Origin of the sequence: Pseudomonas sp. DCB_AW (assembly GCF_026240895.1) — a bacterium.
Taxonomy (GTDB): domain Bacteria; phylum Pseudomonadota; class Gammaproteobacteria; order Pseudomonadales; family Pseudomonadaceae; genus Aquipseudomonas; species Aquipseudomonas kermanshahensis.
Map to the genome: position 1 here is coordinate 1 of NZ_JAPFCE010000025.1, position 25036 is coordinate 25036.

Annotated in this window: 23 protein-coding genes; 8 read left to right on the forward strand and 15 right to left on the reverse strand. The window is 62.7% G+C overall.

The features are described from left to right. Nucleotides 1-156: 156 nt before the first annotated feature. The 9 genes from msrQ to mrcB form a co-directional block, all read right to left on the reverse strand. The gene (msrQ, locus tag OO306_RS15270) at nucleotides 157-768 is read right to left on the reverse strand and encodes a protein-methionine-sulfoxide reductase heme-binding subunit MsrQ (protein WP_027594989.1); all 612 of its coding nucleotides are present in this window, start codon (nucleotides 766-768) and stop codon (nucleotides 157-159) included. Next, nucleotides 768-1781 (reverse strand): protein-methionine-sulfoxide reductase catalytic subunit MsrP, encoded by a 1014-nt coding sequence (gene msrP / locus OO306_RS15275; protein ID WP_265969256.1) that lies wholly within the window; start codon nucleotides 1779-1781, stop codon nucleotides 768-770. The genes msrQ and msrP overlap by 1 nt, the downstream gene beginning before the upstream one ends. Nucleotides 1782-1860: 79 nt before the next feature. Continuing rightward, a complete protein-coding gene (gene pssA / locus OO306_RS15280; RefSeq protein ID WP_027594991.1) occupies nucleotides 1861-2712 on the reverse strand; it encodes a CDP-diacylglycerol--serine O-phosphatidyltransferase in 852 nt (283 codons plus the stop codon). Between the two features lie 149 nt (nucleotides 2713-2861). Continuing rightward, complete coding sequence (gene ilvC / locus OO306_RS15285; RefSeq protein WP_027594992.1) at nucleotides 2862-3878, reverse strand: ketol-acid reductoisomerase; 1017 nt, start codon at nucleotides 3876-3878, stop codon at nucleotides 2862-2864. 55 nt (nucleotides 3879-3933) lie between these two features. After that, the gene (gene ilvN, locus OO306_RS15290; RefSeq protein ID WP_003250040.1) at nucleotides 3934-4425 is read right to left on the reverse strand and encodes an acetolactate synthase small subunit; all 492 of its coding nucleotides are present in this window, start codon (nucleotides 4423-4425) and stop codon (nucleotides 3934-3936) included. A gap of 1 nt (nucleotide 4426) precedes the next feature. After that, on the reverse strand, nucleotides 4427-6151 hold the full coding sequence (locus OO306_RS15295; protein ID WP_027594993.1) for an acetolactate synthase 3 large subunit: 1725 nt from the start codon (nucleotides 6149-6151) through the stop codon (nucleotides 4427-4429). A gap of 408 nt (nucleotides 6152-6559) precedes the next feature. After that, on the reverse strand, nucleotides 6560-6892 hold the full coding sequence (locus tag OO306_RS15300) for a YqcC family protein (protein ID WP_027594994.1): 333 nt from the start codon (nucleotides 6890-6892) through the stop codon (nucleotides 6560-6562). After that, nucleotides 6892-7680, reverse strand: coding sequence for a M48 family metallopeptidase (locus OO306_RS15305; RefSeq protein ID WP_085274228.1), 789 nt, complete (start codon nucleotides 7678-7680; stop codon nucleotides 6892-6894). The genes OO306_RS15300 and OO306_RS15305 overlap by 1 nt, the downstream gene beginning before the upstream one ends. Nucleotides 7681-7695: 15 nt before the next feature. Then, the gene (mrcB, locus tag OO306_RS15310) at nucleotides 7696-10017 is read right to left on the reverse strand and encodes a penicillin-binding protein 1B (protein ID WP_027594996.1); all 2322 of its coding nucleotides are present in this window, start codon (nucleotides 10015-10017) and stop codon (nucleotides 7696-7698) included. A gap of 116 nt (nucleotides 10018-10133) precedes the next feature. On the opposite strand from mrcB, the gene OO306_RS15315 reads away from it, so the two are divergent. Together OO306_RS15315 and OO306_RS15320 are read left to right on the forward strand one after the other, a co-directional pair. Further along, nucleotides 10134-11696 carry a bifunctional aminoglycoside phosphotransferase/ATP-binding protein gene (locus tag OO306_RS15315; RefSeq protein WP_265969258.1) on the forward strand — a complete coding sequence of 521 codons (1563 nt, stop codon included), beginning with the start codon at nucleotides 10134-10136 and terminating at the stop codon, nucleotides 11694-11696. Between the two features lie 241 nt (nucleotides 11697-11937). Further along, on the forward strand, nucleotides 11938-12216 hold the full coding sequence (locus OO306_RS15320) for a TfoX/Sxy family protein (protein ID WP_027594998.1): 279 nt from the start codon (nucleotides 11938-11940) through the stop codon (nucleotides 12214-12216). A 213-nt stretch (nucleotides 12217-12429) separates the two neighbouring features. On the opposite strand, the gene OO306_RS15325 is transcribed toward OO306_RS15320, so the two are convergent. Genes OO306_RS15325 through OO306_RS15340 form a run of 4 tightly spaced genes read right to left on the reverse strand, consistent with a single transcriptional unit; the run spans nucleotide 12430 to nucleotide 16015 of the window. Further along, nucleotides 12430-13317, reverse strand: coding sequence for a ChaN family lipoprotein (locus OO306_RS15325; RefSeq protein WP_265969259.1), 888 nt, complete (start codon nucleotides 13315-13317; stop codon nucleotides 12430-12432). A 12-nt stretch (nucleotides 13318-13329) separates the two neighbouring features. Further along, nucleotides 13330-14097: a heme ABC transporter ATP-binding protein gene (locus tag OO306_RS15330; RefSeq protein ID WP_099430469.1), complete on the reverse strand. Its 768-nt coding sequence runs from the start codon at nucleotides 14095-14097 to the stop codon at nucleotides 13330-13332. Continuing rightward, nucleotides 14097-15080, reverse strand: a complete 984-nt coding sequence (locus OO306_RS15335) for an iron ABC transporter permease (protein WP_265969279.1) — start codon at nucleotides 15078-15080, stop codon at nucleotides 14097-14099. Before OO306_RS15335 ends, OO306_RS15330 begins: the two co-directional genes overlap by 1 nt. A gap of 50 nt (nucleotides 15081-15130) precedes the next feature. Beyond that, entirely contained in the window at nucleotides 15131-16015 is an 885-nt protein-coding gene (locus OO306_RS15340) for a hemin ABC transporter substrate-binding protein (RefSeq protein ID WP_085274230.1), read from the reverse strand. Between the two features lie 149 nt (nucleotides 16016-16164). Here OO306_RS15340 and OO306_RS15345 point away from each other — a divergent pair, with 149 nt between their 5' ends. Beyond that, nucleotides 16165-16482, forward strand: a complete 318-nt coding sequence (locus tag OO306_RS15345) for a Rieske (2Fe-2S) protein (protein ID WP_027595003.1) — start codon at nucleotides 16165-16167, stop codon at nucleotides 16480-16482. Here the strand turns inward: OO306_RS15345 and sfsA are convergent. Together sfsA and OO306_RS15355 are read right to left on the reverse strand one after the other, a co-directional pair. Then, complete coding sequence (gene sfsA / locus OO306_RS15350; RefSeq protein ID WP_265969261.1) at nucleotides 16472-17185, reverse strand: DNA/RNA nuclease SfsA; 714 nt, start codon at nucleotides 17183-17185, stop codon at nucleotides 16472-16474. The genes OO306_RS15345 and sfsA overlap by 11 nt on opposite strands. Beyond that, nucleotides 17185-18357, reverse strand: a complete 1173-nt coding sequence (locus OO306_RS15355) for a pyridoxal phosphate-dependent aminotransferase (RefSeq protein ID WP_265969262.1) — start codon at nucleotides 18355-18357, stop codon at nucleotides 17185-17187. The genes sfsA and OO306_RS15355 overlap by 1 nt, the downstream gene beginning before the upstream one ends. Before the next feature lie 210 nt (nucleotides 18358-18567). On the opposite strand from OO306_RS15355, the gene dksA reads away from it, so the two are divergent. The 5 genes from dksA (at nucleotide 18568) to OO306_RS15380 (ending at nucleotide 24728) form a co-directional block, all read left to right on the forward strand. Continuing rightward, complete coding sequence (gene dksA / locus OO306_RS15360; protein ID WP_027595006.1) at nucleotides 18568-19014, forward strand: RNA polymerase-binding protein DksA; 447 nt, start codon at nucleotides 18568-18570, stop codon at nucleotides 19012-19014. Between the two features lie 63 nt (nucleotides 19015-19077). After that, nucleotides 19078-19965, forward strand: coding sequence for a tRNA glutamyl-Q(34) synthetase GluQRS (gene gluQRS, locus OO306_RS15365; RefSeq protein WP_238215294.1), 888 nt, complete (start codon nucleotides 19078-19080; stop codon nucleotides 19963-19965). 183 nt (nucleotides 19966-20148) lie between these two features. Then, nucleotides 20149-20325 (forward strand): hypothetical protein, encoded by a 177-nt coding sequence (locus OO306_RS15370; RefSeq protein ID WP_003250005.1) that lies wholly within the window; start codon nucleotides 20149-20151, stop codon nucleotides 20323-20325. Further along, complete coding sequence (locus OO306_RS15375) at nucleotides 20309-23284, forward strand: sensor histidine kinase (protein ID WP_027595008.1); 2976 nt, start codon at nucleotides 20309-20311, stop codon at nucleotides 23282-23284. Before OO306_RS15370 ends, OO306_RS15375 begins: the two co-directional genes overlap by 17 nt. 4 nt (nucleotides 23285-23288) lie before the next feature. Continuing rightward, on the forward strand, nucleotides 23289-24728 hold the full coding sequence (locus OO306_RS15380; RefSeq protein WP_027595009.1) for a sigma-54 dependent transcriptional regulator: 1440 nt from the start codon (nucleotides 23289-23291) through the stop codon (nucleotides 24726-24728). Nucleotides 24729-25036: the final 308 nt, after the last annotated feature.

The following is a 25036-nucleotide window of genomic DNA, read 5'->3' on the forward strand; positions in this document are numbered from 1 at the left end:
TCAACCGCTGACGATCTTTCGATCGAAGCCCTTACAACACTACCTGAATCGATTAACTCGTTGATACTCAAGGAGTTTCTCGTTCCAATCACGCTGGAAGTGGGGCGCATTATAAGGGGATTCGAAATCCCGTCAACCCTTTATTTCAACAATGTTTCACACCACCCTCCCCCGCTTGCTGATCACCCGAGGAACACGCCGTGCAACTGCAGGAATACGCAGCGCCATCAACACGGCACCAATGCCGGCATAGATAGCCCACTCGCGCAGATCTGAGCGCACGATCCACAGGAAATGCAGCAGCCCCAGGCCGAGAATCACATACACCAGCTTATGCAGCTTCTTCCACCGCGCACCCAGCCGGCGCTGGCTATACCGATTCGAGGTTACCGCCAGCGCCAACAACCCGAGGAAGCCAAGCGCCCCCACAATAATGTAGGGCCGCTTACGCAGCTCGACAGCGAACTGCCCCCAGTCCAGCCCCAGAATAAAGAAGAGGTAACAAAGGATGTGCAGCACGATGTAGGCAAAACACCACAACCCCAGTTGGCGGCGCACGACGATCCAGCCCGACCACCCTGTCAGCCGCTGCAACGGCGTCATGCTCAAGGTCACCAGCAGGTACGTCAGCGCGCCCAACCCCAGCCGGTCCATCAGGATCTTCCCTGGGTCCGGCCCCAGCAGGTTCATCGCAGCCTCATACAACCACCAGAGTGGCAGCACACACCCCACTATAAAGATGGCCAGGCGCAACCAGGGATAGCGCATCAATAGTTCTTCCGCAGGTCGAGGCCGGCATACAGCGAAGCCACCTCGTCGGCGTAGCCGTTGAACATTTGCGTTGGGCGTACGTTGGGGCTGAACAGACCACTTGGCAGGCGCCGCTCACGCGCTTGGGTCCAACGCGGGTGATCGACCTCGGGGTTAACGTTGGCATAGAAGCCATACTCATCTGGCGCCAGCCCCTCCCAGGTCGTTTGCGGGCGCTCGGCCACCAGGCTGATCCGCACGATCGACTTGATGCTCTTGAACCCGTACTTCCATGGCACCACCAAGCGCAACGGCGCGCCATTCTGGTTGGCCAGCTCGCGGCCATACATACCCACCGCCAGAATCGCCAACGGGTGCATGGCCTCATCCAGGCGCAGCCCTTCTCTATAGGGCCAGTCGATCAAGGCGAAGCCTGAGCGTTGCCCTGGCATATGCTGTGGGTCTTTCAATGTTTCGAAGCGCACGTAGCGCGCGTTGGATGTCGGTTCCACTTGCTTGAGTACTTGCGCCAGCGGGAAGCCAAGCCAGGGGATGACCATCGACCACGCCTCGACACAGCGCAACCGGTAGATGCGCTCTTCGAGCTGATAAGGTTTGACGAAGTCTTCCAGGGCATAGCGCCCGGGCTTGCCGACCTCACCATCGATCACCACAGACCAAGGCTCGGTCTGCAAGCTGCCGCCATTGGCAGCCGGGTCACCCTTGTCGGGCCCGAACTCATAGAAGTTGTTGTAGTGGGTCGCGTCCTTGAAGGGGGTAATCGCCTCATCCTTGACCGTTACCGCCTGCCACCGCGTCGCCGCAAGCTTGTCACTGAACCAGGCGGGTGCAGCGCCCGCCTCGACATCGGCGTAGCGACTGACCTCGGCGGCATGCCCCAGGCTCGGTAGCGCGCCCAGGGCAAGGCCCGCCAGCGAGCCACCGAGCACGGTGCGACGAGAAAGATAGAGACCTTCGGGCGTGATCTCCGACGCCTTGCACTCGGATGACCTGGGAAGCTTGATGAGCATGGACGGCTCCATAGCACTGGATAACGGATGTACCAGTAAGACTATGGAGCCGGAGGGTTATTCCATCATTAAATCATTGTCACGACTTGCGACGGCGAGACCGCAGCAAGAACTGGATCGGCCCCGAAGCCGCGTAGGCAAGGAAGATCAGCAGCAGGATGCGGGGCGGGTCGCTGAATACCACCGCGAACACCAGGACCACCGCCAGGATGGCCACGAACGGCACACGCCCTTTGAGGTCGAGTTCCTTGAAGCTGTTGTACTTGATGTTGCTGACCATCAACATGCCAGCCGCCGCTACCAGCAGCGCCACCAGGAACGACAGCTTGGAGCCCTGGATACCGTAGTCACTGAAGGCCCACACGGTGCCCGCGACCACACCTGCAGCCGCCGGGCTGGCCAGGCCGATGAAGTAACGCTTGTCGGCGGTGCCCACCTGGGTATTGAAGCGCGCCAGGCGCAAAGCAGCGCCAGCCACATAGATGAAGGCAACCATCCAGCCGACCTTGCCCATGTCACCCAACGCCCAGCCAAAGGCCAGCAACGCCGGGGCAACACCAAAGGCGACCATGTCCGACAGCGAGTCGTACTCGGCCCCGAAGGCGCTTTGGGTATTGGTCATGCGAGCCACACGGCCGTCCAGGCCGTCGAGCACCATGGCGACGAAGATGGCGATGGCGGCAAAGGCGAAGTACTTGCTTGCCTCGCGCGGGTCGCCAGCACTCAACGCGCTCTGCGCGCTCATCGAGTTGATGATGGAGTAGAAGCCGGCGAACAGGTTGGCGGTGGTGAACAGGTTAGGAAGCAGATAGATGCCGCGATGCCGGACCTTGCGCCCTTCGGCGTCATGGCCCTCTTCAATGTGCTCATCGACAGGTAGCAGGCTTTCGGCGTCGGAGGGCTTGTTCGGCTCTTCGGGACGTTCGCTCATGTAGGGTACCTTGCAACAGGGTGGAATATGTTCGACACGGGCCTGCGAAACAGGTTCTGACGGCAGGCCACTGGTCTGCTTTATACCAGATGCCGGCTGCCTAAACGAAAAAACGCGGCCGAAGCCGCGTTTTTCATGTTGCAAGAAACTTAGTTCTTGGCTTTGTCGACGATCTTGTTCGCCGAGATCCAAGGCATCATCGAACGCAGTTGCTCGCCGATGATTTCAATGCCGTGGGCAGCGTTGTTACGACGCTTGGCGGTCATCGATGGGTAGTTGGTAGCACCTTCGGAGATGAACATCTTCGCGTACTCGCCGTCCTGGATGCGCTTCAGAGCGTTGCGCATGGCCTTGCGGGATTCTTCGTTGATGACTTCTGGGCCGGTGACGTACTCACCGTACTCGGCGTTGTTGGAGATCGAGTAGTTCATGTTGGCGATACCGCCTTCGTACATGAGGTCAACGATCAACTTCAGCTCGTGCAGGCACTCGAAGTAGGCCATTTCTGGCGCGTAGCCCGCTTCAACCAGGGTTTCGAAACCGGCTTTGACCAGCTCGACGGTACCGCCGCACAGAACAGCCTGCTCGCCGAACAGGTCGGTTTCAGTCTCGTCCTTGAAGGTGGTTTCGATGATGCCGGTACGGCCGCCGCCCACGCCTGCGGCGTAGGACAGCGCAACGTTCTTGGCGTTGCCCGAAGCGTCCTGGTAGATAGCGATCAGGTCAGGGATGCCGCCGCCTTTGACGAACTCGGAGCGCACGGTGTGGCCCGGGGCTTTCGGCGCGATCATGATCACGTCGAGGTCGGCACGTGGCACGACTTGGTTGTAGTGGATCGAGAAGCCGTGGGAGAAGGCCAGGGTTGCGCCTTTCTTGATGTTCGGCTCGATCTCGTTCTTGTACAGAGCGCCTTGGAACTCGTCCGGAGTCAGGATCATGACCAGGTCGGCAGCAGCGACAGCGGTAGCCACGTCGGCCACTTTCAGGCCGTGGGCTTCTGCCTTGGCAACGGTGGCCGAGCCTTTACGCAGACCGACGGTAACGTCTACACCGGAGTCTTTCAGGTTGCACGCCTGGGCGTGGCCTTGGGAACCGTAACCGATGATGGCGACTTTCTTACCCTGGATGATGGAAAGGTCGCAGTCTTTATCGTAGAAAACTTTCATGAAAATACCCCTGGTTATATCTCGGCCCCTGCGGAGCCATCGCTAATTTTTGAATTTAGATGCTGAGCACTTTGTCGCCACGGGCAATGCCGGTGACGCCACTGCGCACGGTTTCGAGAATCGATGCGGTGCCGATGGCCTGGATGAAGCTGTCCAGTTTGTCGCTGGTGCCGCTCAGTTGCACGGTGTACACACTGGCGGTCACATCGACGATCTGGCCACGGAAAATGTCCGTGGTGCGCTTGATCTCGGCCCGCTGGGCTCCGGTGGCCTTGACCTTGACCAGCATCAGTTCACGCTCGATGTGAGCACTTTCCGACAGGTCGACAAGCTTTACCACTTCGACAAGCTTGTTCAGGTTCTTGGTGATCTGTTCGATCACTTCGTCATGGCCAACGGTGGTCAGCGTCAGACGCGACAAGGTCGGGTCTTCGGTCGGCGCCACGGTCAGGCTTTCAATGTTGTAGTTACGCTGGGAGAACAGGCCAACGACGCGAGACAAGGCACCGGGTTCGTTTTCCAGCAGCAAGGAAATGATGTGCCGCATATCAGGTACGCTCCGTCTTGCTCAGCCACATGTCACGCATCGAGCCATCCTTGATCTGCATCGGATAGACGTGCTCGGTACGGTCAACCGCGATGTCGATGAACACCAGACGGTCTTTCATCGCGAATGCCTCTTCCAGCTTCGGCTTGAGGTCTTTCAGGCTGGTGATGCGGATACCCACATGACCATAGGCCTCGGCCAGCTTGATGAAGTCAGGCAGCGACTCGACATAGGAGTGCGAGTGACGGCCGTTGTACGCCATGTCCTGCCACTGGCGGACCATGCCCAGCACGCCGTTGTTCAGGTTGACGATTTTCACCGGCAGGCCGTACTGCATGCAGGTGGACAGTTCCTGGATGTTCATCTGGATACTGCCTTCGCCGGTCACGCACGCCACGTCCTGGTCCGGGAAGTTGAGCTTGACGCCCATCGCCGCCGGGAAACCGAAGCCCATGGTGCCCAGGCCACCGGAGTTGATCCAGCGGTTCGGCTTGTTGAAGCGGTAGTACTGCGCCGCGAACATCTGGTGCTGGCCCACGTCGGAGGTAACAAAGGCATCGCCTTTGGTCACTTCGCACAGGGTTTCGATCACGGTCTGCGGCTTGATGACGCTGCCATCACCTTTGTTGTAAGGGAACAGGTCGCCGTCGCCACGCCATTCATCGATCTGCTTCCACCAGGCTTCTGCGGCGGCCTTGTCAGGCTGCTCGCCGATTTCCTTGAGGATGCCGAGCATCTCGGTCAAGACGCTGTCGACTGGGCCAACGATAGGCACGTCGGCCTTGATCATCTTGGAAATCGACGCAGGGTCGATGTCGATGTGGATGATCTTGGCATTCGGGCAGAACTTGGCCGGGCCGTTGACCACACGGTCATCGAAACGCGCACCGACGGCAAAGATGACGTCAGCATTGTGCATGGCCATGTTGGCCGTGAAGCTGCCGTGCATGCCGAGCATGCCGAGGAACTGACGGTCAGTACCCGGGAAGCCACCCAGACCCATGAGGGTATTGGTAACCGGCAGGTTCAGCGATTTGGCGATTTCGGTCAGGGCTTCGGAGCCGCCACCCAGAATCACGCCGCCGCCGGCGTAAACGATCGGGCGCTTGGCCGCCAGCAGCATCTCGGCGGCCTTGCGGATCTGGCCGGAGTGGCCACGGACCGCCGGACTGTAGGAGCGCAGCTTGACCTTCTTCGGGTAGACGTATTCGAACTTCTCGGCCGGGTTGGTCATATCTTTTGGAATGTCGACCACGACCGGGCCAGGACGGCCGGATTGCGCCAGGTAGAAGGCTTTTTTCAGAACTTCTGGGATCTCGGTGGCGTTTTTGATCATGAAGCTGTGCTTCACGATCGGCCGCGAGATGCCAATCATGTCGGTTTCCTGGAAGGCATCGGTACCCACCATGGTGCTAGGCACCTGGCCGGACAGAATGACCATCGGAATCGAATCCATGTAGGCGGTGGCAATGCCGGTAATGGCATTGGTCGCACCCGGGCCGGAGGTTACCAGCACCACACCGGCCTTGCCGGTGGCACGGGCGTAGCCGTCCGCCATATGGGTTGCAGCCTGTTCGTGACGAACCAGGATGTGTTCGACTTCCGGTTCCTTGAACAGGGCATCGTAAACATGAAGGAGAGCACCGCCAGGGTACCCGTAGATGTGCTTAACGCCTTCGTCACGCAAGAAGCGGACGACCATCTCAGCGCCAGATAAAAGCTCCACGTTGTTCACCTCTAAAACGCCAGAATACCGTCCCTAGTGGACGGGTCTTAATAGGTTTACTGCCAAGCAGAGCATGAGCGAACGTCAGCACTGACTGAGCAAGTATTGGGAGCGCCCCAGAGTGTTGCGGGGTTTTCCCACCCAGCGCGAGGTAACGCGTTGCGGGGTGTAACAGGTCGGCGCGGGTGTGCGCCTCATGATCTGCTTAGCGGGTCTGCTTCTGGCAGTCCCTCTACAGCGGAAGTTGGATTCTTGTGATTTGGCGGCTACAAGTCAAGAAAAATTATTGCCAATTTTTCCTCAAGATGAATTCCTGCCACCACTAAAAAGGATAGCAGCAGCAGAATTAAGAAGATTTCCATAAAAAAGGGCCACAATCTGCGGCCCTTGAAGGAAAAAGAGAAGAAATCAGGCTCCAGAAGCGATCAATTGATCGAACTCTGCTAGCAGGCGCCGTAGCTCGCGACTCTGCTCCGGGCGATCGGTGAACACCGTTTCAGCCATCACCAGGATGCCCGAGGCACTGGGCAGCGGGTGGCCGAGCTCGATGATGATCTTCATGCGGGGCAGGAAGATCCATTGCAGCCACTGCTCCAGGGTCATCGTATCGACCGCGAAGGGCACAGTGCTTTCCAGCGCTTCATCGCTGGGCGGCTCATCGTCCCACCAGCCTTGCACCTTCAACTCACGCTCGATCAGCAGCAGGTGGTCGGCGATGTCCAGAATGCGTTGCTCGATCATCAGGAATTCACTCGGGCCTTCTGCCGCGCCAGCGCCGCACCGGCACTGTCACCTTGCTTTTCACGGCACTGGGCAATGGTGTTCCACAGTTCGGCCTGCAGGTCGGGGCGGCCATTGGCGTAGGTCAGGGCGCGGCGAGCCAACTGCTCGGCCTGCGCTGCATCGCCCTGGGACAAACGCACCTGGGCCAGGCGGAACAGCACCTGCGGCTCGCGCGGGGCGATACGCTGGGCACGCTCCAGGCTAGACGAGGCACCGTTGAAATCACCACTGACCTGCTGTTGCTGGGCAGTGGTCAACAGCGCCAGTACAGGCCCATCCAGCTGCTCGTCGGCCGACAGGCCGCCAGATGCGCCACCGCTGCGCGGGATGCCGGTCGGCGCACTGCTGGCTTTCGGCGTGCTGTTCATCGAGGCGATATCGAACGGCTCGTCGGCGATCGGGTTCGGGTTGGTGGTCATCGGCCCGGTCGAGATCGGGCCCGGGGTAATCGGCGCGGTGCTGATCGGCGCCGCCCCATTACCGGCCGGGAACGTCTGGATGCTCGAGGCACCGGCGCCCTGCGGGATCATCACCGTCACGCCCGAATCCTCAGGCAGCGACTGCGCTTGTGAGGTGCCGCTGTTCATGCCAGCCGCCGAGCGGTTGGCCGTTACGCGTTCACTGTTGGACACGCGGGTGCTCGAGTCGACCACCGGGATATTGCCACGCTGGACGCTGGAGCAACCCTGGAGCACAACCAACGCCGTCAAGGCAGGAAACAGCCACTTATTCACTTCACACCTCATCAATGCAGCTCGTGCTTAATTCATCCAGCCTTTGACCCAGTCCATGACCGATTCTGCCGGATTCTGCTCACCGCCACAGGCTGCGCCGGCGGGCGGTTCGCTTCCGCGAATATACGGCATCTGCACGGCTCCCGGACAGCTACCGTCAGAGCCTTGGCCGCTGTACGGGTCGATCCAGGCTTGCACGACGTTGTCCGGTTGCGGCATGTCCAGCGGCAGCGGGTCGGCCTTCTTCATGAAGCTGGTCCACACCTGCAGGGCGCCGGTGGCACCGGTGAACGGCGTCTTGCCGTTATCGTCGCGGCCCATCCACACCACGGCCAGCAGGTCCTGGCTAAAGCCGGAGAACCAGCTGTCGCGCGAGTCGTTACTGGTACCGGTCTTGCCGGCCAGGGTCAGCGAACGCGGCAACACGTTGTACACCGAACGGCCGGTACCTTCGCGCATCACCCGCTGCATGGCGTTTTGCACCAGGTAGATGGACCCTGGGTCGAAGGTCTGCTGGATCTGGAACGGGTAGCGCTTGAGCGGCTCACCCTCGGCCGTCAACACGCTGCGGATACCGCGCATCGGCGTGTTGAAGCCACCATTGGCAATGGTCTGGTACATGGTCGCGACCTGCATCGGCGACATGCCACCTGCCCCCAGCAGCATCGCTGGGAAGGCTGGCCAGTCGACATTCACCCCCAGCCGACCGATGGTCTTGATCACGTTGGGCACACCCACTTCCAGGCCGAGCTTGGCGGTCGACAGGTTGTAGGAGTTGGCCAGGCCTTGATACAGGTAAATGGTGCCATGCGGACGACGGTCGTAGTTCTGCGGGCGCCAGATCTGGCCGTTGGCGCCTTTGACCGAGAACGGCTCGTCCTGCACCCAGCTGGTCAGGGTGTACTTGCTCGGCTGTTCCAGCGCGGTCAGGTACACCGCCGGCTTGACCAGCGAGCCAATCGGCCGCACCGCGTCGATGGCGCGGTTGAAGCCGGCAAAGCCCGACTGGCGGCTGCCGATCAGCGCTTGCACCTCGCCGGTTTCCGGGTTGGTCACGACCATCGCCGACTCGACCTCGTCAGCGCCCTTGCGCCCGGCCAGGCGCTTGAACGTCTCGTTCATGGAGGTTTCGGCCTTCATCTGCAGGATCGGGTCGAAACTGGTGAAGATGCGCAGGCCTTCTTCGGTCAAGTCTTCGTCGCGGTAGTCTTGGCGCAACTGGCGTTTGACCAAGTCGAGGAAGGCTGGGAACGAGCTGTCCGCCAGGCTGCCGCGCTTGGTCACACCCAATGGCATCTTCTTCGCCGCCTCGATCACGTCCTTGCTCGCCACGCCCTGCTCGGCCAGCAGGTCGAGCACCAGGTTACGGCGGGCCAGGGCGCGGTCAGGATAACGCCGCGGGTTGTAGTAGGACGGCCCCTTGACCATGCCCACCAGCAAGGCGATCTGGTGCAGCTTGAGCTCCGACAGCGGCTGGCTGAAGAAGAACTGGCTGGCCAGGCCGAAGCCATGCACCGCGCGTTGGCCGTCCTGGCCGACGAACACCTCGTTGAGGTAGGCCTCGAGGATTTCACGCTTGTCGTAATGCAGCTCCAGCAGCACAGCCATCATGGCCTCGGTCAGCTTGCGGCTGAGGCTGCGTTCGCTGGTGAGGTAGAAGTTCTTCACCAACTGCTGGGTCAGGGTACTGCCGCCTTGGCGCATGGAGCCGGCCGAGGTGTTGACCCATACGGCACGGGCGATGGACTTGGGCGACACGCCAAAGTGGCTGTAGAAGTCGCGGTCTTCGGTCGCGACCAAGGTTTCGAGCAGGTACGGTGGCACCTGATCGATTTTGATCAGGATCCGGTCCTCGAGGTTTTTCGGGTAGATACCGCCGATCATCAGCGGCTCCAGGCGCACCACGTCGAGCTTGCCGCCATTGGCACCGGCCAGCCCCGCCACGTAATCGCCAGAGAAGCGCACGCGGACGAACTGCGCGGGTTCCATCCCCTCGTAGAACTGGAAGCCACGGGTGTTGAGGTCGACGGTATTACCGTTGACCGCGGCCGCACCTGGGCCGTTGGCCGCGCTTTCACGGCGATAGCCCAGGGCATCGAGTTCGGTGAGGAAGTCGTTCTTGCTCAGCTTCTGGCCGACGAACAGCTCCAGTGGCCGGGCGTATACCTTGGCCGGGATGGTCCAACGCTTGCCAGAGAACTTCTCTTGGACGACAGCATCGAGGTAAACCGCGAAGCCGGCGAGGATCACCAGGCCGACCAGGCTGAGCTTCAAAGCCCAGCCCAGCCAGGCGCGAGAGCGGCCGGTCGGGCGTTTCTGAGGGGTACGAGCGTTTCGAGTTCGAGTCATGGCGGCGGATTATACGCACTTTGTAAAGGCTGGGCAGGCGCCCTCGGCGGTATGCAGGGACGGCACCATTGACCATAATGGCGCATTCGAATTCCCTGCCCCCGGAAGGATTTCCCGTGAGCCAAGCTCTTATCACTGCGTTGCAGAACCCGGCCCTCTACCCTCACCCCGTGGATGGGTTCCAACTCATCGAGACGCATATCTCATGGGTCCTGCTCACTGGCGAGTACGCCTACAAGGTCAAGAAGCCGATGAACTTCGGCTTCCTCGACTTCACCCAGCTGGATCAGCGCGAGCATTTCTGTAACGAAGAATTGCGCCTGAACCAGCGCCTGACCGACGGCCTGTACCTCGACGTGCTGCCGATCACCGGTAGCGCCGAAGCGCCGCAAATCGGCGGTGAGGGTGTAGCAATCGAATACGCCCTGAAAATGCGCCAGTTCCCCCAGGGGCAGATGCTCAGCACCCTGCAAGCCAATGGCGAGCTCAACGCCGAGCACATCGACCAGATGGCCCGGCAGATCGCCGAATTCCATCTGCAGACCCCCAAGGTCCCGGCAGCGCAACCTTACGGCTCGCCTGAAAGCGTGATGGCCCCGGTCGAGCAGAACTTCGAGCAGATCCGTCCGTTCCTCAGCGACAAGGCCGACCTGCTGCAACTGGATAACCTCCAGGCATGGGCGCGCAGCAGTTTCGAGCGCCTCAAAGGCCTGTTCGAAGCGCGCAAAGCCAACGGTTTCACCCGCGAATGCCACGGTGACATTCACCTGGGCAACGCCACCCTGATCGACGGCAAAGTGGTGATCTTCGACTGCATCGAGTTCAACGAGCCGTTCCGCATGACCGATGTCTGGGCCGATACCGGCTTCCTGGCCATGGACCTGGAAGACCGCGGCCTCAAGTGCCTGGCGCACCGCTTCGTCAGCCAGTACCTGGAGCTGACCGGCGACTACGAGGGCCTGGAAGTGCTCAACTTCTACAAGGCCTACCGCGCCCTGGTGCGCGCCAAGGTCGCCCTGTTCAGCATGCCCGCCGATGCCGATGGCGTGCAGCGCGCCACCACCCTGCGCACCTACCGCAACTATGCCAACCTGGCAGAAAGCTACAGCGCCATCCCTTCGCGCCTGCTGGCCATAACCCACGGCGTCTCGGCGGTGGGCAAGAGCCACGTGGCGATGCGCCTGGTCGAAGCCCTGGGCGCCGTGCGTGTGCGTTCGGACGTGGAGCGCAAGCGCCTGTTCGGCGAGCAGCAGGCAACGCTATCTGGGCAGCAAGATGCCGGCATCTATGACCAGGATGCCAGCGCCGCGACCTATCAGCGCCTGCACGACCTGGCCGGCACCATCCTGCGCGCCGGCTTCCCGGTGGTGCTCGATGCCACCTACCTGAAACATGCTCAACGCCAAGCGGCGGCAGAGGTCGCCAGCGCGACCGGCGTGCCGTTCCTGGTCCTCGACTGCCAAGCCCCGGAGGCGGTGATCGCCAGTTGGCTGGCGCAGCGCCAGGCGGAAAAAACCGACCCATCGGACGCTACCCTAGAGGTGGTCAAGGCTCAGCAGGCCAGCCGTGAGCCGCTGGATGCCACAGAACTGCAGCACGCCACCCGTGTCGATACGCAGGAAAGCGCCAGCATGGACCAGGTGATCGACCAGATCCGCCAGCGCTTGCCGGGCCTGTAAGGTCAGCATTGCAGCTTATCGCCGGCAAGCCGGCTCCCACAGGAGTTCCACAAGCCTCAAGGGCAGTGGTGTCCCTGTGGGAGCTGGCTTGCCGGCGATAGAGCCGTAAAAGGCGGCTCCCCTCCCCAATCGTCGCACCCGATGGCAAAAGGCCGCGCATTTTCCAACCCCCGCTACACTCCTCTCTGACCTGCTCGCGATTTATCCCCCAACACCCGTTCAGCCATCGCAAGGAGGCTCGATGAACGATGAATTGCAGCATCTGAAGAATCTTGGCAAGACTTCTGCGCAATGGTTGCATGCGGCCGGCATCCACAGCGCGTCGGATTTGCGCCGGCTCGGTGCGGTGGGTGCGTACCAAGCTGTGAAAACGCGAGGGTTCCGGGCCTCCAAAGTGCTGTTGTACGCCATTGAAGGTGCCTTGCTCGACATGCACTGGAACGATTTGCCGACCGAACGCAAGGAAGCGCTCAATCAACAGTTGGACGCGAAGAACCCGGCGCAAAAAAACGCGAAATAAACCGACGAAGGGGATTGACTCCGAAATGAGAATCGTTATGATTATCACAACTGGTCGCGAGACTGGTTGGATAAACTGAAAGCCCCTGGTTCGGACTCTCAGATTATCTCCTCATCAGGCTAATCACGGTTATTGACCCGGCTCTTTGCCGGGTCTTTTTTTGCCTGACGGTTCTGCACCGCGTGCGCGGTGACAACGCCGATACCCGTAACGTTACTTGCGCAGTTGAGCGCAGTAGTCCTGCTCCGGCATCGCCGCCGTGTACCACACATAATCGGCCATGCCCGCCTCGGCTTCCTCGCCGACCTCGGCCAACAACACGACCACGCTACGGCCCTGCGCGCCCAGGTCAACCAAGTGCAATGGCACACCCAGGTCCTTGCGGACGTGGTATGCGCCAGCCAATAGCAGGGCTGGCTGCGGCGCCTTCAGCAACTGCTCTGCCATTTGCCGGTCGCGCTGCTGTTGAACGGCAAGCATGGCCGGCAATTGGCTTTCCGGCAGCAAGCCGCAGTGCCCGGCACGCACCTGTTCAAGCAACGCGGCCTTGACCCTAGGCGCATTGGACTGTGCGCCCGGTAACGAAGCTGGGTGCCGGTAGGCGTGGCGCATCTGCCCAGGTGAAAGGTTGGCGGCCAGCAGCGGGATGCCGTGCTGCAAGGCCTGCGTGACCAACGGCCCGTACAACTGCCAGTCCCAGCCTTCTTCCCACGCTAACGCCTTGGGCAAGTCCGCGGGCAACGGTGGCTGAGCCTCAAGTTTGTCGACCAGCGGCTGCTGCTCAGGCTGCAGCATCTCCATCAACAGGCTGCCCTGAGCGCGCCGGCCCTGCAGGGCCTGCAACAACCACAACTGCAGTGCGTGGTGGTCAGGGTTGTCGTGCTTCTCCCCTACCAACACACGCGGGGCAGCGGCCAGCTGCGTGACCAGTTGTTCCGGGCTGATGAGCTGGCCGCTGGCCAGATCCTTGATGTGCCCCAACTGCGCGTGTTCGCGCCCTTCAGTACTCTGCCAGCCCGGTAACGGCGGCAGGCTGGCCTGGCATCCGCCCAGCGCCAGCACCAGGCACAGCGATAAACCGGACAGCAGTGGATGGCGCATCGGCAATGCCTCCTAGCGGGTGATGATCAGCGGGTGGCCACGCTCCGGGTGAGCCTGTACCAGCACATCGATACCGAACACCGCCTTCAATGCCCCAGGCGTCAGCACTTCGTCGGGGGAGGCCAAGGCATGGCAGCGGCCCTGCTCAAGCAACAGGATACGGTCACAGTAGCGTGCCGCCAGGTTCAGGTCATGCAGGATCACCAGCACCGCAGCGCCTCGGTCGGCAAAGCGGCGCACCGCTTGCAGGGTCGTGTGCTGATGCAGTGGGTCGAGCATCGACGTCGGCTCATCAAGCAACAGCGTAGTCCCCTGCTCACCTGGCCACAGCTGGGCCAGCACGCGCGCCAGGTGCACCCGCTGCCGCTCACCGCCCGACAGCGCCAGGTAGCTGCGCCCCTGCAGGTGCCAGGCATCCGCGGCACGCAAGGCTGCTTCGACGATCTCGGCGTCGCGCACCTGGCCACTGCCATGCGGCATCCGCCCCATGCCCACCACTTCCTCGACCCTGAACGAGAAGCCCAGGCTGGACACTTGCGGCAACACCGCCAGGCGCCTGGCCCGCTCCTGGCCAGCCCAATCGGCCAACGGCCGGCCCTGCAAGGTCACATGCCCCTGGCCGGGCGCCAGCTCGCCACACAGCACCCCCAGCAAGCTGCTCTTGCCCGCGCCGTTGGGGCCGAGCACGCCCACCACCTGCCCTGGGGCCAATTGCAGGTGGATGTCGTGGAGTACCTCGTTGCTTCCCCGCCGCAGGTGCAGGCCCTCGACTTGCAACATCAGCTGCGCCCTCGCATCAGCAGAAACAGGAAAAACGGCGCACCGATAAACGCAGTGACAATGCCGATCGGCAGTTCGGCTGGCGCCAGCACCAGCCGTGCCGCCAGGTCGGCAAACAGCATCAGTACGCCGCCCGCCAACAGCGAGGCCGGCAACACCACACGGTGATCAGGCCCTGCCAGCAAGCGCACCAGGTGCGGCACCACCAGCCCGATGAAGCCGATCAGCCCCGCCGCCGCCACCGCCGCGCCGACACCCAGCGCGGTACAGAACACCAATTCGCGCTTGAGCCGCTCTACCTCGATACCCAGGTGCCGCGCCTCCGGCTCCCCCAGCAGCAAGGCATTCAGCGCCCGCGCGCGCCGCGGCAACCACAGCGCCACGCCGGTAGCCACCATCAACAGCGGCCACAGCCGCTCGTAACTGGCACCGTTGAGGCTGCCCAGGTTCCAAAACGTCAGGGTGCGCAAGGTGGCGTCATCGGCCAGGTAGGAGAACAGCCCCACCGCCGCGCCGCCCAGCGCGGTCATGGCCACGCCGGCCAGCAGCATCGTGGCGACATTGGTCTGGCCATCGCGCCGTCCCAGGCGATAGACCAGCGCGGTCACCCCAAGCCCGCCAATGAAGGCGCACAGCGACAGCAGATAAGGCGCCAGCACCTCCGGCATTCCGCCAAACCAGCTGCCGCCGACAATGGCCACTGCAGCGCCCATTGCCGCCCCGGCGGCGACGCCTACCAGCCCTGGGTCGGCCAACGGGTTGCGGAACAGCCCCTGCATGGCCACGCCGGACAGCGCCAGCACCGCCCCCACCGCCAGCCCCAGCAAGGTGCGCGGCAGGCGAATCTGGCCGAGGATCATTTCCGCCTGCTGCAGGCCATCACCGGCGATCGGCAGCCCCAACAAGCGCAGCCCAGCGCGCAAGGTATCGAACAGCGGCAGGCTGACCGGCCCCAGGGCCAGGGACAGCCACACCGCCAACAGGCACAGCAAGCTCAGGCAGATGATCAATGTGCGTGGCTGAACGCGTTGTCTCATTGAGCGAAACTGCCCTTGGCTGCCGGGTAGAAGGTGGCAGCCAACGAGCGCAGGGTCGCTGGCAGGCGTGGCCCAAGGCCGCCAACCAGCAGCGTCGGGTCGAGCGACACCAGGCGCTGTTCACGCACGGCGCGGGAGGCCGCCAGCGCTGGGTTTTCCTTCAGCAGCGCTTGCAGCGCCTGCTCGTCGGCCAACGCACGGTCGGAGAACACCACTACATCCGGGTCCAGCGCCGCCAGTGCCTCATTGGAGAAGTTCTTGTAACCCTGATGCTCGGCCAGGTTGTGCGCCCCGGCCTGGCGTAGCAGCCAATCGCCGGCAGTGCCTTGCCCAGCAATCAGCGGCTTGGCACCGGCATGGCCCACCAGCAGCAACACCCCGGGCGCCTTCTGGCCTGCCTGAGCGTGTTTGACCTGAGCCTGCAACGCATCCAACTGCTGACGATAGCCCGCCGCCAACGCGGTGGCTTGTGGCTCGGCACCCAGCAACTGGCCCAGGTGCTTGAGGTTCTGATCGACCGCATCCAGTTCGGCCTTGCTGGAGAACAACTCCACCCGCACACCCGCCTTGCGAATCTGCGCCAACACCGGCGGCGGGCCCATTTCTTCGGTGCCCACCAGTACGTCTGGGCGCAGGCTGAGAATACCTTCGGCAGACAACTGGCGCTGATAGCCGACGCTCGGCAGCGCCTTCAGCGATGCGGGGTGCTGGCTGGTGGTATCGACGCCGACCAGGCGTGATTCGCCGCCCAGCGCAGTGACCCACTCGCTCAGCGCACCACCGGCGCTGACCCATCGCTGCGGCAGTTCGGCAGCCAGGGCCTGGGTAGACAGCACAAGGCCTGCGCACAGGGCGATCAGGGCAGCGGGACGGCGCATCATCGGATTTCCTTCTGAAGGCGGGCCGCGCGCCTTGTGGCGGGCGGCGGAACTGCGCACCATAGACAGCCGGGCGCATCGAATGCGGGCAATTTGATAATTATTCGCATTGAAGCGTCAAGCCATCACGTGTTTCACGAGTCGTCCTTGCCATGCACTTCCTTTGTACCTCCAGCTCATTGGCCGAGGGCCACAGCCGCGCCTTCAGCGTAGACGGCGTCGACCTGTTCGGCGTGCGCCGCCAGGGCCAGGTGTACCTCTATCGCAACCGCTGCCCACACCGCAGCATCCCACTGAACTGGGCTGCAGATGCCTTTCTTGATGACAGCGCCAGCCTGATTCACTGCGCCCATCATGGCGCTTTGTTCCTGATAGAAAGCGGCGAATGCGTGGCCGGGCCGTGCGAGGGCGACAGCCTGCAGGCCCTGGGCTGCCATGAAGACAGCCAGGGCATCTGGCTCAAGAATTGAGCAGTACAGGCAAGGGGCGGTCGATGACGATACGCTCGGCATCCAGGTAGGTGCCGTACGCCAGCACCTCCACGCCTTCAGCCACGGCGGCGCGCAAGGCCTGGGCGTAGCCCGCGTCGATTTCCTCGGCCGGGCGCACGGCGTCAACGCCGGTCAGGTTCACGCAGTACAACTGCACCGCACGCACACCTTGGCGAGCCAGCGTCGCCAGTTCACGCAGGTGCTTGGCACCGCGCTGGGTGACGGCGTCGGGGAAGGCCGCGACCGCGGTGTCCGGGTAGCCAAGGGTCACGCTCTTGACTTCGACATAGGCCGGGCCGGTGTCGAACTCCAGGCGAAAATCGATGCGGCTGCCTTCTTCGCCATACGCCACTTCACGCCTGAGTGCGGTGAAACCGGCCAGCTCACTGATAACCCCGGCACGCAGCGCCTCTTCAACCAATGCGTTGGCGCGCCCGGTGTTCACGCAGGCCAGGCGGCCCTGGGGCGTTTCACTGATCTCCCAGGTGCCTGGCAGCTTGCGCTTGGGGTCGTTGGAGCGGCTGAACCACACCTGCCCGCCTTCGCGCATGCAATTGAGCATGGACCCGGTGTTCGGGCAATGGATGGTCATGTGCTCGCCATTGGCCAGCTCGATGTCCGCCAAAAACCGTTTGTAGCGCCGCAGTAGGCGCCCCTGCTCGAGTGGAGGAAAAAACGCCATCAGCCTTGCCAGCTCCGCAAGCCGCGGGCGATACGCTGCACGGCCTGTTCCAGGCGCGGCAGGCTCTGGGTGTAGGCAAAACGCACATGATGCCCCGCCAGGTGGCGACCAAAATCCAGGCCGGGAGTAAAGGCCACGTGCTCGGTTTCGAGGAAGTGCCGGCAGAACGCAAAGGCATCGCCGCCGAAGGCGCTGATGTCGGCGTACAAGTAGAAAGCCCCCTCGGGCTCGACGGCGATGCCAAAGCCCAGCTCGCGCAGGGCTGGCAACAGGTAGTCGCGGCGACGGGCGAATTCGGCGCGGCGCTCTTCCAGAATCGCCAGGGTTTGCGGCTGGAAGCACGCCAGCGCAGCATGCTGGGCCATGCTGGGGGCGCTGATGTACAGGTTCTGTGCGAGTTTTTCCAGGTCTGCCACGGCGCCGGGCGGTGCCACCAGCCACCCCAGGCGCCAGCCGGTCATGCCGAAATACTTCGAAAAACTATTCAGGACAAACGCCCCATCGTCCACTTCCAGCACGCTGGGCGCGTCCATGCCGTAGGTCAGCCCGTGGTAAATCTCGTCCACCACCAAGTGGCCATGGCGCTCACGGGTAGCGCGCGACAGGCTGGCCAGCTCGTCACGGCTCAGCACCGCCCCGGTCGGGTTGGCTGGCGAGGCGACCAGCGCCCCGACCGTGTCTTTGTCCCAATAGCGGTCAACCAGGTCGGCGGTGAGTTGGTAGTTGACCTCGGGCCCCACCGGCACCAACTGCGCGCCGCCTTCGACCAGGCGCAGGAAGTGGCGATTGCAGGGGTAGCCCGGGTCAGCCAGCAGCCAGTGCTTGCCTGGGTCTACCAACAGGCTGCTGGCCAACAACAGTGCGCCAGAACCGCCCGGCGTAATCAGAATGCGCTCAGGATCGACACTGACGCCGTATCGCTGCCCATAGAAGCCGGCGATCGCCTCGCGCAGCGCCGGCAGGCCACGGGCGGCGGTATAGCGGGTGTGGCCCGCGGCCAATGCGGCCTGGCCGGCCTCGACAATCGGCGCGGCCGTGGTGAAGTCCGGTTCGCCGATTTCCAGGTGGATCACATCATGGCCGGCCGCCTGCAGCTCGTTGGCCCGCGCCAGCAACGCCATGACGTGAAAGGGTTCGATGGCGCGGCTGCGCGCACTGTAAGGGTGGGCCATGACCTTCTCTCAATTGGGTCTAAACTGGAGATTCTACCTCTGCACGCTACCGAACGTGTGGCTCGCGCCGCTGTCAATTAGCAGGATCGGGCGGGGTAGCGCACCCCCGATCTATCTGGTAAGTTCGGCGGCTCGCAGTCGCAGGGCCGGCGGGTGCCGGAGATGGAGCATCCTGCGCATTGGATCAGATGAGTGAGAGGCGGTCTATTCATGTCCACCGTAGAAAAGCAAAAAACCAGTCAGTCCATGTACGGTGTAGAGCCCTATAAAGAAAGCAAGGGCGAGGAGTACATGGGGGAGCCCATGCGCAAGCATTTCACCAAACTTCTGGGTGCCTGGAAGCTTGAGTTGATGACGAGCGTGGATCAGACCGTGACCCACATGAAGGACGAAGCGGCCAACTTCCCAGACCCGGCCGACCGTGCCAGCCAGGAAGAAGAGTTCGCCCTGGAGCTGCGTAACCGCGATCGCGAGCGCAAGCTGATCAAGAAGATCGACAAGACCCTGCAGAAGATCCAGGACGAAGAGTACGGCTGGTGTGAGTCCTGCGGCATCGAGATCGGCCTGCGTCGCCTCGAAGCCCGCCCAACCGCCGACCTGTGCTTCGACTGCAAGGAAATCGCGGAGAAAAAGGAAAAAACAGTCGGCAAAGGCTGATCCTTTTCCCACCCAAACGGGGCGCATCTTGCGCCCCGTTTCATTTTCAGACGCACGACCGCCATGAACGACTCGAGCTACATCGGGCGCTTCGCCCCTACCCCCAGCGGCTTTCTGCATTTCGGCTCGCTGGTCGCCGCACTCGCCTCCTGGCTCGACGCCCGCGCCGTCAACGGCCGCTGGCTGCTGCGCATGGAAGACACCGACCCGCCGCGGGAAATGCCCGGGGCCCGCGACGCTATCTTGCAGACCCTTGAGCGTTACGGCCTGGAGTGGGATGGCGAGGTGGTGTTCCAGAGCCAGCGCCATGAGGCTTATGCAGCAGTGGTCGACCGCCTGTTCAACATGGGCCTGGCCTACGCCTGCACCTGCTCGCGCAAACAGCTGGAAGGGCACAACGGCATTTACCCAGGCTTGTGCCGCAACGCCGGGCATGCACGCGAGGGCGCGGCGATCCGTCTGCGGGTGCCAGAGTTGATCTACCGGTTCACCGACCGGGTCCAGGGTGAGTTCCAGCAACACCTGGGGCGCGAGGTGGGTGATTTCGTCATCCAGCGCCGTGACGGGCTGTATGCGTATCAGCTGGCGGTGGTGCTGGATGATGCCTGGCAAGGGGTTACCGATATCGTGCGCGGGGCCGACCTGCTCGACAACACACCGCGCCAACTGTACCTGCAAGAGCTGCTGGGGTTCTCACAGCCGCGTTACCTGCATATTCCGCTGATCGTGCAGCCAGATGGGCACAAGCTGGGCAAGTCGTACCGCTCGCCGCCCTTACAGGCGGAGCATGCTACCCCCCTGCTGTTGCGGGCATTGCGGGCGCTGGGGCAAGAAGCAAACCCCGAGTTGCTGCTGGCAACGCCGGCTGAAGTGTTGGCGGTAGCCCGCAAGCAGTGGCGGCCGGAGGCGATTGCGCAGCGGACTACCGTGCCAGAGGCTGATTTGCGCTGAGCCCTCAACGGCCTCGTCGCGGCCAAGCCCGCGAAGAGGCCCGCACAGGCAACCTACCGCTCAAAAACAAAAGCCCAATAATTTCAAACCCTTGGCTAACCCTACCGATTCCCGCTAGCATCCGCCCACTCTTTTGCGCCAATAATAAGTCCAAGCCCGCAGCGCCCAACCATCGAGGCCAGCATGTACATCTATCGTTTGGTCCTGCTTCTGGTCGTGGGGATCTACCTGTTCTCCCCGGCCATCATGGACTGGTGGATCGAACCGACCGGAGCCTGGTACCGCCCCTACCTGCTCTGGCTGATCCTGATCGTCGTCACCTTCATCCTGCAGAGCCAACGAGATGCCGATGAGCTTTAGCCTGACCCAGATGATCCTGATCAGCGCCGCGTACCTCATGGTGCTGTTCGGCGTGGCCTGGATCAGCGAGCGTGGGCTGATACCCCGCTCAATTATTCGCCACCCGCTGACCTACACCCTGTCGCTGGGCGTCTATGCCAGTGCCTGGGCCTTCTATGGCTCGGTCGGCCTGGCCTACCAGTACGGCTATGGCTTCCTGGCCTGCTACCTGGGGGTCTCCGGGGCCTTCCTGCTGGCGCCGGTGCTGCTTTACCCGATCCTCAAGATCACCCGCACCTATCAGCTGTCGTCGCTGGCCGACCTGCTGGCGTTTCGTTTCCGCAGCACCTGGGCCGGCGCGCTGACCACCCTGATCATGCTGATCGGGGTACTGCCGTTGCTGGCCCTGCAGATCCAGGCGGTGGCCGACTCGATCAGCATCCTGACCGGCGAGCCGGTCAAGGCCAGGGTGGCATTCGCCTTCTGTGCGCTGATCATTCTGTTCACCATCTTCTTCGGCTCGCGGCACATCGCCACGCGCGAGAAGCATGAAGGGCTGGTGTTCGCCATTGCCTTCGAATCGGTGATCAAGCTGCTGGCGCTGGGCGGCATCGGCCTGTACGCCTTGTACGGTGTGTTTGGCGGCCCGCATGGGCTGGAAGTGTGGCTGCTGCAGAACCAGACCGCCCTGGCCGCGCTGCACACACCGCTGCAGGAAGGGCCATGGCGCACCCTGCTGCTGGTGTTCTTCGCCTCGGCCATCGTCATGCCGCACATGTACCACATGGCCTTCACCGAAAACCTCAACCCACGCTCGCTGGTCAGCGCCAGCTGGGGCCTGCCGCTGTTCCTGCTGCTGATGAGCCTGGCCGTGCCGCTGGTGCTGTGGGCCGGCCTGCGCCTGGGCGCCAGCACCAACCCCGAATACTTCACGCTAGGGCTGGGCATCGCTGCCAATAACAAAGCGCTGGCGCTGCTGGCTTATATCGGCGGGTTGTCTGCGGCCAGCGGGTTGATCATCGTCACCACCCTGGCGCTGTCGGGCATGGCCCTCAACCACCTGGTGCTGCCGCTGTACCAGCCGCCGGCCGAAGGCAACATCTACCGCTGGCTGAAATGGACCCGCCGCGCGCTGATCGTCGCCATCATCACCGCCGGCTTCATGTTCTACCTGACCCAGAACAACCACCAGAGCCTGGCCAACCTGGGCATCGTCGCCTTCGTCGCCACCTTGCAGTTCCTGCCGGGCGTGTTGTCGGTGCTGTACTGGCCTACCGCCAATCGCCGCGGCTTCATCGCGGGCCTGCTGGCCGGCACCCTGGTGTGGCTGGTGACCATGCTGCTGCCGCTGCTGGGCAACCTGCAGGGCTTCTACATTCCGCTGCTGGACATGATCTACGTCCTCGACGACACCAGCTGGCACATGGCGGCCATCGCCTCGCTGGCGGCAAACGTCTTGCTGTTCACCCTGATTTCGCTGTTCACCAATGCCAGCAGTGAAGAAGCCAGCGCCGCCGAAGCGTGCGCGGTGGACAACGTGCGCCGCCCGCAGCGCCGCGAGCTGCACGCGGCATCGCCACAGGAATTTGCCACCCAGCTGGCCAAGCCACTGGGCGCCAAGGCTGCGCAGAAAGAAGTCGAACAAGCCCTGCGCGACCTCTACCTGCCCTTTGACGAGCGCCGCCCCTATGCGTTGCGCCGCCTGCGCGACCGCATCGAGGCCAACCTGTCGGGCCTGATGGGGCCGAGCGTGGCCCAGGACATGGTCGAGACCTTCCTGCCCTACAAATCCGGCAACGAAAACTATGTCACTGAAGACATCCACTTCATTGAAAGCCGCCTGGAAGACTATCACTCGCGCCTGACCGGCCTTGCCGCCGAACTCGACGCCCTGCGCCGCTACCACCGCCAGACCCTGCAGGAACTGCCCATGGGCGTCTGCTCCCTGGCCAAGGACCAAGAGATCCTGATGTGGAACAAGGCCATGGAAGAGCTGACCGGCATCGCCGCCAAGCACGTGGTCGGCTCGCGCCTGGTGACCATCGGCGAACCTTGGCGCGGCCTGCTGCAGGGCTTCATCGACGTGCCCGACGAACACCTGCACAAACAACGCCTGGCCCTCGACGGGCAGCCTCGCTGGCTGAACCTGCACAAGGCCGCCATCGACGAGCCCTTGGCGCCGGGTAACAGTGGCCTGGTGCTGCTGGTCGAGGACCTGACCGAAACCCAGGCCCTGGAAGACAAGCTGGTGCACTCCGAGCGCCTGGCCAGCATTGGCCGCCTGGCGGCCGGCGTGGCCCACGAAATCGGCAACCCGATCACCGGCATCGCCTGTCTGGCGCAGAACCTGCGCGAGGAACGCGAGGGCGATGGCGAGATCACCGAGCTGTCGAGCCAGATTCTTGAACAGACCAAACGGGTGTCGCGCATCGTCCAGTCGTTGATGAGCTTCGCCCATGCCGGTGGCAGCCATCAGAACAGCGAAGAGCCGGTGTGCCTGGCCGAAGTGGCGCAGGATGCCATTGGGCTGCTGGCACTGAACCGGCGCAATTTCGAAGTCCAGTTCTTCAACCTCTGCGACCCGGAACACTGGGCCGAAGGGGACCCGCAGCGCCTGGCCCAGGTGCTGATCAACCTGCTCTCCAACGCCCGCGACGCCTCACCGCCCGGCAGTGCCGTGCGTGTGCGCAGCTCCGTCTTCGAGCACACCGTCGACTTGATTGTCGAAGACGAAGGCAGCGGGATCCCGAAGAGCATCATGGACCGCCTGTTCGAGCCCTTCTTCACCACCAAAGACCCGGGCGAAGGAACCGGACTGGGGCTCGCTCTGGTCTATTCCATCGTGGAAGAGCATTATGGGCAAATCACCATCGACAGCCCTGCCGACATCGAACGGCAACGTGGCACCCGGATCCGCGTGACCCTGCCCCGGCATGTCGTAGCGACGTCCCCTGAAATTCGAGACCGTCGAGAGAATTGAATCAATGCCGCATATTCTGATCGTCGAAGACGAAACCATCATCCGCTCGGCCCTGCGTCGCCTGCTCGAGCGGAACCAGTACCAGGTCAGCGAAGCCGGCTCGGTGCAGGAAGCCCAGGAACGCTTCAGCATTGCCACCTTCGACCTGATCGTCAGCGACCTGCGCCTGCCAGGCGCGCCTGGTACCGAGCTGATCAAGCTCGGCCAGGGCACCCCAGTGCTGATCATGACCAGCTACGCCAGCCTGCGCTCGGCGGTGGACTCGATGAAAATGGGCGCGGTGGACTACATCGCCAAGCCCTTCGACCACGACGAGATGCTCCAGGCCGTGGCGCGCATCCTGCGCGACCGGCAAAACGCGCCTGCTGCCGCACCGGCTGCAGAACCGCGGGGCAACGGCAAGGCGGCCGCGGCCGACAAAGGCAATAGCGCGTCTGCCAACGGCGAGATCGGCATCATCGGCTCGTGCCCGCCCATGCAGGACATGTACAGCAAGATCCGCAAGGTCGCACCGACCGATTCCAATGTCTTGATCCAGGGCGAATCGGGTACCGGTAAAGAGCTGGTCGCCCGTGCCCTGCACAACCTGTCACGCCGGGCCAAGGCACCGATGATCTCGGTGAACTGCGCGGCCATCCCCGAGACCCTGATCGAGTCCGAGCTGTTCGGTCACGAAAAAGGTGCCTTCACCGGCGCCAGCGCAGGGCGCGCCGGGCTGGTCGAAGCGGCGGACGGCGGCACCTTGTTCCTCGACGAAATCGGCGAATTGCCCCTCGAAGCCCAGGCGCGCCTGTTGCGCGTGTTGCAGGAAGGCGAAATCCGCCGGGTGGGCTCGGTGCAATCGCAGAAGGTCGATGTGCGCCTGATTGCGGCCACCCACCGCGACCTGAAAAACCTGGCCAAGGCCGGCCAGTTCCGTGAAGACCTTTATTACCGCCTGCACGTGATTGCCCTGAAGTTGCCTGCCCTGCGCGAGCGCGGCAGCGACGTCAACGAGATCGCCAGTGCCTTCCTGGCCCGTCAGAGCGCACGGATTGGCCGGGATGACCTGCATTTTTCCGCCGATGCCGAGCAAGCGATTCGTCATTACAGCTGGCCGGGTAACGTGCGCGAGCTGGAAAACGCCGTGGAGCGTGCGGTGATTCTGAGCGAGAGCGCAGAAATTTCCGCCGACCTGCTGGGTATCGACATCGAGCTGAGCGACCTGGAAGACGACGACATCCTCGACAACGCCCTGGCCGTGGCCAGTGCGGGCAATGCCAGCCATGAGCCTACCGAGGACTTGTCGCTGGAGGATTACTTCCAGCACTTCGTGCTCGAACACCAGGACCACATGACCGAGACCGAGCTTGCCCGCAAGCTTGGCGTCAGCCGCAAATGCCTGTGGGAACGCCGCCAGCGCCTGGGTATCCCGCGGCGCAAGAGCAACGCCACCAGCGAGTAAAAGATCGCGTGGGCAGGCGGGCCTTTCCTGCCTTGATATTTCTTTTTCGGGCTGCCGGCCTCTTCGCGGGTGAACCCGCTCCCACAAGGATCTCACTGCCCGCAAGGGCAATGCGGTACCTGTGGGAGCGGGTTCACCCGCGAAAGGGCCGACAAAAACCACTACGCACACCCCAGGTAACACATCAGTACCCGCGAAAATCTGTTACCCAAGCTTTCAGGCGTAACAGTTCCCGAGGTGTACGGTAACGAAACCCCGCCATTTTCGGCCTGCCAAAAACCTGCGAAAACCTCCAAACCCTTGATTTC

Bases quoted from the DNA above. Each gene is read 5' to 3' on its own strand.
- msrQ (WP_027594989.1), bottom strand. From the start codon at position 768: ATGCGCTATCCCTGGTTGCGCCTGGCCATCTTTATAGTGGGGTGTGTG.
- msrP (WP_265969256.1), bottom strand. From the start codon at position 1,781: ATGCTCATCAAGCTTCCCAGGTCATCCGAGTGCAAGGCGTCGGAGATC.
- pssA (WP_027594991.1), bottom strand. From the start codon at position 2,712: ATGAGCGAACGTCCCGAAGAGCCGAACAAGCCCTCCGACGCCGAAAGC.
- ilvC (WP_027594992.1), bottom strand. From the start codon at position 3,878: ATGAAAGTTTTCTACGATAAAGACTGCGACCTTTCCATCATCCAGGGT.
- ilvN (WP_003250040.1), bottom strand. From the start codon at position 4,425: ATGCGGCACATCATTTCCTTGCTGCTGGAAAACGAACCCGGTGCCTTG.
- OO306_RS15300 (WP_027594994.1), bottom strand. From the start codon at position 6,892: ATGATCGAGCAACGCATTCTGGACATCGCCGACCACCTGCTGCTGATC.
- OO306_RS15305 (WP_085274228.1), bottom strand. From the start codon at position 7,680: ATGAGGTGTGAAGTGAATAAGTGGCTGTTTCCTGCCTTGACGGCGTTG.
- mrcB (WP_027594996.1), bottom strand. From the start codon at position 10,017: ATGACTCGAACTCGAAACGCTCGTACCCCTCAGAAACGCCCGACCGGC.
- OO306_RS15320 (WP_027594998.1), top strand. From the start codon at position 11,938: ATGAACGATGAATTGCAGCATCTGAAGAATCTTGGCAAGACTTCTGCG.
- OO306_RS15325 (WP_265969259.1), bottom strand. From the start codon at position 13,317: ATGCGCCATCCACTGCTGTCCGGTTTATCGCTGTGCCTGGTGCTGGCG.
- OO306_RS15330 (WP_099430469.1), bottom strand. From the start codon at position 14,097: ATGTTGCAAGTCGAGGGCCTGCACCTGCGGCGGGGAAGCAACGAGGTA.
- OO306_RS15340 (WP_085274230.1), bottom strand. From the start codon at position 16,015: ATGATGCGCCGTCCCGCTGCCCTGATCGCCCTGTGCGCAGGCCTTGTG.
- OO306_RS15345 (WP_027595003.1), top strand. From the start codon at position 16,165: ATGCACTTCCTTTGTACCTCCAGCTCATTGGCCGAGGGCCACAGCCGC.
- sfsA (WP_265969261.1), bottom strand. From the start codon at position 17,185: ATGGCGTTTTTTCCTCCACTCGAGCAGGGGCGCCTACTGCGGCGCTAC.
- OO306_RS15355 (WP_265969262.1), bottom strand. From the start codon at position 18,357: ATGGCCCACCCTTACAGTGCGCGCAGCCGCGCCATCGAACCCTTTCAC.
- dksA (WP_027595006.1), top strand. From the start codon at position 18,568: ATGTCCACCGTAGAAAAGCAAAAAACCAGTCAGTCCATGTACGGTGTA.
- gluQRS (WP_238215294.1), top strand. From the start codon at position 19,078: ATGAACGACTCGAGCTACATCGGGCGCTTCGCCCCTACCCCCAGCGGC.
- OO306_RS15370 (WP_003250005.1), top strand. From the start codon at position 20,149: ATGTACATCTATCGTTTGGTCCTGCTTCTGGTCGTGGGGATCTACCTG.
- OO306_RS15375 (WP_027595008.1), top strand. From the start codon at position 20,309: ATGCCGATGAGCTTTAGCCTGACCCAGATGATCCTGATCAGCGCCGCG.
- OO306_RS15380 (WP_027595009.1), top strand. From the start codon at position 23,289: ATGCCGCATATTCTGATCGTCGAAGACGAAACCATCATCCGCTCGGCC.